Annotated in this window: 2 protein-coding genes; one reads left to right on the top strand and one right to left on the bottom strand. The window is 73.6% G+C overall.

The genetic code is table 11. From position 1 onward, the window contains the following. Positions 1-126 (top strand): integrase core domain-containing protein (locus tag ABD709_RS21350; RefSeq protein ID WP_344778308.1); only part of this gene is annotated, 126 nt, incomplete at its 5' end. Here ABD709_RS21350 and ABD709_RS21345 read toward each other — a convergent pair. Then, positions 123-1,310 (bottom strand): hypothetical protein, encoded by a 1,188-nt coding sequence (locus ABD709_RS21345; protein ID WP_344779082.1) that lies wholly within the window; start codon positions 1,308-1,310, stop codon positions 123-125. The genes ABD709_RS21350 and ABD709_RS21345 overlap by 4 nt on opposite strands. Positions 1,311-1,562 lie beyond the last annotated feature (252 nt).

The following is a 1,562-nucleotide window of genomic DNA, read 5'->3' as shown; positions in this document are numbered from 1 at the left end:
GACGAGGCCCGCTCAGCGACCTACGCCGACTGGGTCCACTTCTACAATCATCACCGACCCCACACCGGCATCGGAGGCCTCGCCCCCGCCGACCGCGTTCACAACCTCACGGGGAACTACAGCTAGCGCGCGGTCTCGTCGATGAGCTGGGTGAGCTTGACCGAGCCGACGTACGCCGCGATCGAGAGCACCGGCACGACGATCACGATCGGCCAGCTGTCGAGCAGGCCGACCAGGAACGTCAGCGTCACCGCCGCGACCACGCCGGCGGCGAGGAAGCTGGTCGTCCCGGGGTCCTTGACCCAGAACATCTTGAGCAGCGCGCTGCCGAGGACCACGCACACGGCGAAGGTCGCCACGAGCAGCACGAAGCCCGGGCCGCCGCCGCACGACGCGGTGCTGCGGACCGCCTCGCAGCCGCGCAGGAGCAGCCAGATGAGGGCGACGGCGGCCGCGCCGACGACGCCGCCGGTCACCGCCGCGGCCGGGAGCGGGCCCAGGATCGGGGCCTCCTCCATCGCCGCGATCTCCGCGTCCTCGGCCTCGTAGTCGGTCAGCGGCGCCGGCTCGACCGGCAGGGACGTCGTGGCGGCAGCAGCGGGCTTGGCCGCGGCCGGCCGGGCTGCGGCGGGCTGGGCTGCGGCGGGCTGGGCCGCGGGCGGCCGCACCGCGGCGGCCGGCTCAGCGGCTGTCGTCTTCTTCGCCGGCGCGACCTTCTTGGCGGGCGCGGCCTTCTTGGCAGCCGGCGCGGCCGGCGCGGCCTTCTTGGCAGCCGGCGTGGCCGGCGCTGCAGGTGCGGGACTGGCCGGCTCCGGGGTCGCGGTCTGCTCGGCGGGTGCGGGCGCGGTCACCTCCACCGGCGTCGCCGGCGCGACCGGGGGGACCGGCTTCCGGGACCGGCTGGTCCTCTTCGCCGGCGCCTTGGCGGCCGGTGCGGCCTTCGCCGGGGTCACCGGAGCGACCGGCTCGGCGGGCTCCTCGACCGCGGTCGTCTCCGCCGCCGTCGTCTCCGCCGGGGCGGTGTCGGCGGGCTCGTCCGCCTCGACGGGCACGGCCGACTCGGTGGCCTCGACGGTCTCGATCGGCGCCGTCGGCTCGGGGACGTCCGGCTCGGAGGCGTGCGGGTCGCCGGCTTCGATGGTCGGGGTGGGCTCGTCCGCGGGGTCGCCGGCGGTCTCGTCGGTCGTCTCCTCGACCACGGTCTCCGGCTCCGCGGGCGCGGCGTCCTCGGCCGCGGCGGGCTTCTTCTTGCGACCGAACAGCCGGGGCGGTTCCAAGCTGACCTTCAGCTTGTCCTGCTCGTCAGACATGCAGTGCAGTGTGTCACGAGATCGTCCGCATCCTGCAGCGCGTGGCTGCATTGGACTTCCGAGAACCGCGCCACGACGCCGGAACGACGACACCCGGACCCATGTCCTGGGTCCGGGTGTCTGATGGTCGGGCTGACAGTGTGCTGGTTCAGGACATCTGCAAGGCATGTCTCACGACATCTGCAAGACGGGCCCGTGATGCTCACCCGTGTCGAGAGCGCGGCTGGTCATCACAGCCATCACCACCCAAGG

Origin of the sequence: Nocardioides panacisoli (assembly GCF_039537325.1) — a bacterium.
Classification (GTDB): domain Bacteria; phylum Actinomycetota; class Actinomycetes; order Propionibacteriales; family Nocardioidaceae; genus Nocardioides; species Nocardioides panacisoli.
This window is presented reverse-complemented; position numbering and strand designations above follow the sequence as displayed.